The organism is Alkalihalobacillus alcalophilus ATCC 27647 = CGMCC 1.3604, from assembly GCF_000292245.2.
GTDB classification, from domain to species: Bacteria; Bacillota; Bacilli; order Bacillales; family Bacillaceae_D; genus Alkalihalobacillus; species Alkalihalobacillus alcalophilus.
Genome location: NZ_ALPT02000055.1, coordinates 21276 through 28061 on the forward strand (window position 1 = coordinate 21276; position 6786 = coordinate 28061).

Genomic DNA, 6786 nt, shown 5'->3' on the forward strand with positions numbered 1-6786 from the left:
TTTTTATTTAATACATACAAAAAAAGGGTAATTATCTTACAAAAAGCTTAATGAATTAGCACTCAAACCGTATAGCTTCAATCTTTTTTCACATTTCCATGCTAAAATAGGTTCATAATATAAAAGAAAGCGATTAGAATGAGGAGTTTTACAATGAGACGATGTTTGCTAAGTAATCTAACACTTTGTTTACTATTAATTATCCTAACGGCTTGTTTAAAAGAAACATTCGAAAAGCCTGATACAAATAATCCCTATTTAATTCTTTCTCATGTCAAAGATTCAAAGTTATCCTATATTGATCTTATAACTGAAAAAAAAATCATGTCCGTTCAAAATCCGTATTTATTAACCCATTTTGAAAAAGTGAGCTCGAATCAATTTTTGGCAACAAGCCCTCAACATGATTCACTCCTCCTCTACAATTTTGAAGACGGTTCAATACAGAATTTTGTCACCCTCAATCAAGGATTAACTGATATTGTTTTTTCACATACAAATAATATCGTCTACCTTTCGGATGTGGAAAATAACTCGATCCATGTAGTTGACTATGAATCAGAAGAATGGGTCGATTCCATTCAAGTTGATGATTATCCTGCTGAGATGGTACTAGATGAAAAAAACAAGCGACTGTATGTTCTACACTCTTCTAGCCATAATATTGTTTCGATTGATTTAACCAAAAACGAAATTATCGAGCGTTTTAATGTCATTGAAAGACCTTCTGGTATATATTTTGATGGGGAATTTATTTGGGTAGGTGGACATGGTGCCTTTGGTGAATTAAATCAAACCATTTACGGCTATTTACCAAATGGTGAATTGGTTCACGAAATCGCTCTAGGGCTAATGCCAATTGCTTTATACAGTGATGATAATAGCTTTCTTTACGTACTTTGTCATGGTGATCATGCCCTTTATAAAGTAGATTTACAGAAACAAGTTATCATGGATTCAGTAGAAGTTGGACAAAACCCAAATTTTTTAACAAGCTATACTGATTCCATCTATGTTTCAAATTTAGATGGACATACCATAACGATCGTGAACAAACAGACTTTTCAAACAGAAACTTTACCTGTACACGAGGGGCCGTACAGTATGATTGTGGAGGATCAGTCATGAACAATCACCAAAAAATATTATTAATTGATGATGAAAGACAATTACAAACTTTAATTGTGACTTACTTAAAAAAAGAGGGATATGACGTCCATACTTCTTCAAACGCTGAGGATGGTCTTGATTTTTTCAAAACGAACCAAACCTCAATCTCCTTAGTTCTCCTCGATATTATGCTTGAGGATATGGATGGTTTTACTGCCTGCCAAAAAATTCGAGAACTTTCATCTGTACCGATTATCATGTTGACAGCACGTGCTAGTGAAGACGACCGAATAAAAGGACTAAAACTAGGGGCAGATGACTACGTTGTTAAACCTTTTAGTCCAAGGGAGCTAATGGCTCGAATTGAAGCTACTTTGAGAAGATCTCAAAGTTTTTCAAGTTGGAATAATCGAATCCAAATAGGAGATTTAGAAATTGATGAAGAAGGTAGACAAGTCTTTATCAATGCTCAGGCGATCAATTTCACTCGCAAAGAGTATGACCTTTTCCTCTTTTTACTAAAACATAGAGGACAAGTATTCTCGCGAGAACAGTTACATGAACGATTATGGGGGTTCGACTCTGAATTTGGCACCCTTCGTACAGTTGATACTCATATAAAAACACTACGTCTCAAATTAAAAGATCATAGTTCACTCATTAAAACCGTTTGGGGTGTCGGCTATAAATTCGAGGGAATGTAAATGAAAAATTGGTCTATAAAGAAGAAGCTTTGGTTGACGACAAGCGTCATTATTTTGTTAATTGGAACAATGATGATCTGGCTAACTTACTTTTTGTATCAAAGTTTATATGTTGAAAAACAAGTTGAAATGCTCCTGCAACAGGGAAAGCAAATGGAAACGAGCTATTATGAGCATGGGGCGACTCCTGCTTTTTTTGAGCAACTAGAAACGATTAACTGGCTTAATGACCCAGCAGAAATTCAAATGTTATATACCGACGACCCAATGCTTTTAAGTAGTGGCACACCTTTTGAACCGTTCTCAGCTGAGCAACTAATTACGTATGAAGAAAGACAACAAATGCTTGAAGGGGAGACGATTGTTTTAATTCGCCCACACCCATTATTTCAACAAGATATACTTGGGATTGCGATTCCTTTATTAGAAGACGACCTACTTAACGGCGCCCTCTTTTTATCAATGCCGCTTTCTCAAATGTATGAACCATTCCAACAAATTCAATTCCTTTTATACAGTGCTGGAATTACGCTTTTATTCGTTGTCATTTTTATCGTGGCCCGCACGATCCGTAATATTTCGGATCCACTTCACGAAATGAAACAATTAAGTAGCAAAATGGCGAGTGGCGATTTTAGTGAGCGAATTGCCGAAGACCGTGGTGGAGAAGAACTAGTTCAATTAGCCAAATCCTTTAATTCACTTTCTTCAGCGTTAAATGAAGTCGAAACAAACAGAAGAGAGTTTCTTGCCAATGTCTCACATGAATTACGAACACCACTAAGTTATATGAAAGGCTATGTAGAGGCTGTAGAAGAAGGGGTGATTGAACCTAAAAAAGGACTCATGATCATCCAAAAAGAATCCGAAAGATTAGAAAGAATTGTCCATGACTTGCTTGACTTGGCTCAATTAGAGGGGGATTCATATCCATTAAAAAAAGAACCGATTGCTTTAGCTCAACTGATACATGACGTTTGCACATCATTTGAATACACCATTCATAAAACAAACGTCCAAATAAGCCTACAATTGGATGAAGAGATTATCATATTCGCTGATTACGACCGCCTAGAACAAGTCATTCGGAATTTATTAGATAACGCTCTTCGCTTCACACCCGCCGGTAAAAAAATCACAATTACTCTTCAAAGTCAGGCAAATGAAGTCAAGTTAAGTATTCACGATCAAGGTAGTGGTATTCCAAAAGCAGATTTACCAGCGATTACAGAACGTTTTTATCGGGTTGATAAAGGCCGGACACGCAAGGATGGCGGAACAGGATTAGGACTTGCGATCGTCTCTCAAATTATTAAACGGCATGATGGGACATTAACAATTGAGTCGACAGAAGGGATAGGAACAAGCGTGACCATTTTTTTACCAACAAACATTAGTGAACAATCATATCCATTCGGATAAGACGTAAAATGAAGAAGAGAGAATCCTCTCTACAAAAATGAACATTTTTTTAACAAGCCAATACTTCACGAGCATTTCACAATTCCTTGCTAGATTAAAACAGGCGAAAAAAATGAAGGAGAGGACAAGATGAAAACTAAATTATCTTTAAGTATGTTTTTTATTTTCGTTGTATTACTTATCTTACCTAGTCATAGTTTGGCACACACTCACTTAGAAACATCGATTCCTGAGGATGGAGAGACATTAGATACTCTTGTTGAGGAAATCATTTTAGAATTTGATGGAGGAATTGAACCTTTTGCCAATATCGAAATCATAGATGACACCGGTGAGGAAGTAGAACTGGCTGATGTCCATGTCGAACAAACAAGAGTTGTCATCGTACCAACTGCACCACTTGCTTCAGGAGTTTATTCGATTGATTGGTCCATCATTAGTGAGGATACACATCAGATGGAAGGTACCTTTTCATTCACAGTAACGACTGATGAGGTTGTTGAAGAGGAAGCACCGACAGAAATAGTAGAAGAACTAACAGAAGAGGAAGACGTCACCTCTGAAAACGTGACGGAAGAGTCCATTGATGAATCAAGCTCAGACTCATCCGAGCAGTCGTTTCCATGGACAGTCGTATTCATTATCATCGTTGTTATCATTGGACTTTTTATCATTATCGTCATGATGAACAAGAAAAAATAAGATATGATCGAGTTAAGTAACTTTTTCACCTATTTAATCATCGCTCTTGCTGTTGGGGTATTAATTACTACATTAAATCAAAAAAGACTTCCGAACATCCCATTCACTCGCACGATTATGTATATAAACATTATAAGTATTGTTCTATTAACTTTTGTGCCGATTGTTCAGCTTGCTCAGATGTTGCACTCACAATTCTCCGTTCCCATAAAAGATGCATTCATCAATGTAATCACAACCTTTCAAGTTGGGCATGCTTGGATGATAATCGTTGTGATTTCGAGTCTTCTATTCATCATTCAATGCGTTCGAGAGAAACTACCGAATAAACTTGCCGTTTGGGGACAACTGACATTATGGCTATGTATTGCGTATTTTATAAGTCTTTCAAGTCATAGTAGTGCAGCTGATGGTCTATTAGGAATCCTATCTCATTTCATTCATATCGTTGCTTTTGCGATTTGGATTGGACCGTTACTCATTGTTTCTTGGTTAACAAAACCTCTCAATGATATAAGAGCTTTTCATAGATGGTTCTCGCCACTAGCTCTCATAGCGGTTTCGCTAATTGTTCTATCAGGACTTATCTTAATGAACACGCTAGTACCAAATTATATCGAAAGCTGGTCTGTCTCATATGGCCAATATTTACTCATTAAGCATCTTATGTTTATACCCATTTTGATGTTTGGCATCCGACATATTTTTCTGTTAAAGTGGAATCCGCTTCATTTAAACGAAAAACAAATGCAGCTTTCCTTTAAATTGGAGTCGTTATTTGCAATCGTCATTTTTGCTATCTCTGCTTGGATGACAGAACAAACACCTCCTCATGAAGTTGATGTTAATACTGTACACTCACCATTATTTCTACTATTCCAGTCCACTACAGGTAGTGAAAATAATGTTGTTTTTAATTGGTCTTTAACCGGGAGCCTCTTATTAGCAATCGGGTCACTCTTTCTTATCTGGATAGGTTACCAATTGATTCGAAAGAAAAAGGTAATGATTCCTATTATATTGATGCTCATCACACTAATCGTGATCTATACAGGACTCATGCTGAGCGTAACGTTTATTTAGAAAAATCCTCTGAATTGGCAGAGGATTTTTTTGCTATATCTAAAGATTTAATTTCTATCAAGCCTTACACTTCTTTGTCTGATGTTTGGGCTAATTGGTCGATTAACTTCTCAGCTGTTCTTCTATATAAATTGCTCATATGTATACAAGATAAGATGAGCATACTCTGTTTGAGCTGTTCTGCATTCAGAGTGTCAACCTGCTCAAAAACCTCTCCTACTTCCTTTTCTTTTTTATTTATTTCCGAAAAAAACCCATCTAGATTTTTTTCTTGTACCGTTAAATAAGCTTGAAAACTTTCCTCTAGTTGTAAAGATTCATTTCCTATTTGCTGATTCCAAACGGAGAGAGTCATCTTAATATCTGTTAAAGAAAGGGCCCCTTTTAATTCATAAACAAAATTCATTAAGATGAGATGATTTTTAGAATATTTTTTATTTTTAATTGGTGGTAACAGCTTTCCTTTCGCATAATTATTAATCATTGTTTTCGTTAAAATTTTTTCATCCTCATCTCGTTTAGACTGACGATACGTTTTTTCAAACAATTGAATCACTTGATCCATATATAAATCAAGGTCAGGAATATCTTCTAATTTTAATTGTTTATCTAAACCGAGATTCTGTACAATTTCTTCTATCTGTTCCATTCGATTCACCTAACTTTTCTAATCATCCTTTTATTTATTTTACTTGAAAAAAACAAATAAGTAAACGTTGACTACATGACGATATACATATATCATTATAAGTAGTTACTAAAACTACTTATAATGATATTAGGAGGTTTTTATTTTGTCTACATATATTCGCGAACCGATTAATGGCTTAACTCATCTTGTCGGAGCAGTATTATCCTTTGTGGCCTTACTAGCGATGGTTATTAAAGTTACCTTAACAGACCCGACCGTGTTGAATATCAGTGCGATCATCATCTTTGGAATTAGCATGATTTTGCTTTATGCCTCCTCTGCCACTTACCATATGGTCATGGCCAAAGACCATGTCATTGCGTTTTTAAGAAGGCTTGATCACTCGATGATTTTTGTATTAATTGCTGGTTCTTATACTCCATTTTGTTTGATTGCTTTGAATGGAGTAACAGGCTGGACGATTTTTGGGATTGTGACAACCCTTGCTGTATTAGGTGTTATTTTTAAAATGACTTGGTTTAATTGCCCTAGATGGCTTTCAACTGCTCTTTATATTGGAATGGGATGGATTATCATTTTTGCCTTTTCACCGCTTGCGGACGTCTTAAGTACGATGGGGCTATTTTTACTTATTCTTGGTGGAGTATTTTATACAATTGGTGGCATCATTTATGCATTAAAACCAAAACAATTTGAATTTAAACACTTTGGCTTCCACGAAATATTCCATATCTTTATTATGCTTGGAACAACCGCTCATTTTCTTTCTGTATTCCTTTATGTCATTTGATGTTTTGAAAATCGTTTATGAACATCAGATTGTGGGAGCTACTTTTTTTAGGTAGAGCAGTAATTGAACCGGAAATGGGAGCTTATTAGATTCGTTTCTTCCGTTATGTGGATAGAAGTCTGAATCTAGTTGGCTTTTCCCGCTCTTTGCTTATGACCTTCCGGCTTAATGTCGGAATCTAGTTGGCTTTTCCCGCTCTTTGCTTATGACTTTCTGGCTTAATGTCGGAATCTACTTGGCTTTTCCCGCTCTTTGCTTATGACTTTCTGGCTTAATGTCGAAATCTAGTTGGTTTTTCCGGCTCTTTGCTTATGACTTTCCGG

General features: G+C 36.0%; 7 protein-coding genes. 6 read left to right on the forward strand and 1 reads right to left on the reverse strand.

Features of this window, described 5'->3' with window-relative positions; all coding sequences use genetic code 11:
* The first annotated feature begins 153 nt into the window (after window positions 1–153).
* From BALCAV_RS14405 to BALCAV_RS14425, 5 genes are all read left to right on the forward strand, one after another.
* A complete protein-coding gene (locus BALCAV_RS14405) occupies window positions 154–1128 on the forward strand; it encodes a YncE family protein (RefSeq protein ID WP_003323504.1) in 975 nt (324 codons plus the stop codon).
* Window positions 1125–1814, forward strand: coding sequence for a response regulator transcription factor (locus BALCAV_RS14410; RefSeq protein WP_003323503.1), 690 nt, complete (start codon window positions 1125–1127; stop codon window positions 1812–1814). The genes BALCAV_RS14405 and BALCAV_RS14410 overlap by 4 nt, the downstream gene beginning before the upstream one ends.
* Window positions 1815–3236 carry a sensor histidine kinase gene (locus BALCAV_RS14415; RefSeq protein WP_003323502.1) on the forward strand — a complete coding sequence of 474 codons (1422 nt, stop codon included), beginning with the start codon at window positions 1815–1817 and terminating at the stop codon, window positions 3234–3236.
* Window positions 3237–3365: 129 nt separating this feature from the next.
* A complete protein-coding gene (locus BALCAV_RS14420) occupies window positions 3366–3938 on the forward strand; it encodes a copper resistance CopC family protein (RefSeq protein WP_003323500.1) in 573 nt (190 codons plus the stop codon).
* A 3-nt stretch (window positions 3939–3941) separates the two neighbouring features.
* Window positions 3942–5021, forward strand: coding sequence for a copper resistance D family protein (locus tag BALCAV_RS14425; RefSeq protein WP_003323499.1), 1080 nt, complete (start codon window positions 3942–3944; stop codon window positions 5019–5021).
* A gap of 64 nt (window positions 5022–5085) precedes the next feature.
* On the opposite strand, the gene BALCAV_RS14430 is transcribed toward BALCAV_RS14425, so the two are convergent.
* Window positions 5086–5670, reverse strand: coding sequence for a DUF1836 domain-containing protein (locus BALCAV_RS14430; RefSeq protein ID WP_003323498.1), 585 nt, complete (start codon window positions 5668–5670; stop codon window positions 5086–5088).
* Window positions 5671–5815: 145 nt separating this feature from the next.
* Between BALCAV_RS14430 and trhA the strand changes: the two genes are divergently transcribed.
* Window positions 5816–6463 carry a PAQR family membrane homeostasis protein TrhA gene (gene trhA, locus BALCAV_RS14435; protein ID WP_003323497.1) on the forward strand — a complete coding sequence of 216 codons (648 nt, stop codon included), beginning with the start codon at window positions 5816–5818 and terminating at the stop codon, window positions 6461–6463.
* The last annotated feature ends 323 nt before the right edge of the window (window positions 6464–6786 follow it).

What these genes read in the sequence shown, in the direction of transcription:
- BALCAV_RS14405 (WP_003323504.1), top strand. Translation starts at nt 154, where the DNA reads ATGAGACGATGTTTGCTAAGTAATCTAACACTTTGTTTACTATTAATT.
- BALCAV_RS14410 (WP_003323503.1), top strand. Translation starts at nt 1,125, where the DNA reads ATGAACAATCACCAAAAAATATTATTAATTGATGATGAAAGACAATTA.
- BALCAV_RS14415 (WP_003323502.1), top strand. Translation starts at nt 1,815, where the DNA reads ATGAAAAATTGGTCTATAAAGAAGAAGCTTTGGTTGACGACAAGCGTC.
- BALCAV_RS14420 (WP_003323500.1), top strand. Translation starts at nt 3,366, where the DNA reads ATGAAAACTAAATTATCTTTAAGTATGTTTTTTATTTTCGTTGTATTA.
- BALCAV_RS14425 (WP_003323499.1), top strand. Translation starts at nt 3,942, where the DNA reads ATGATCGAGTTAAGTAACTTTTTCACCTATTTAATCATCGCTCTTGCT.
- BALCAV_RS14430 (WP_003323498.1), bottom strand. Translation starts at nt 5,670, where the DNA reads ATGGAACAGATAGAAGAAATTGTACAGAATCTCGGTTTAGATAAACAA.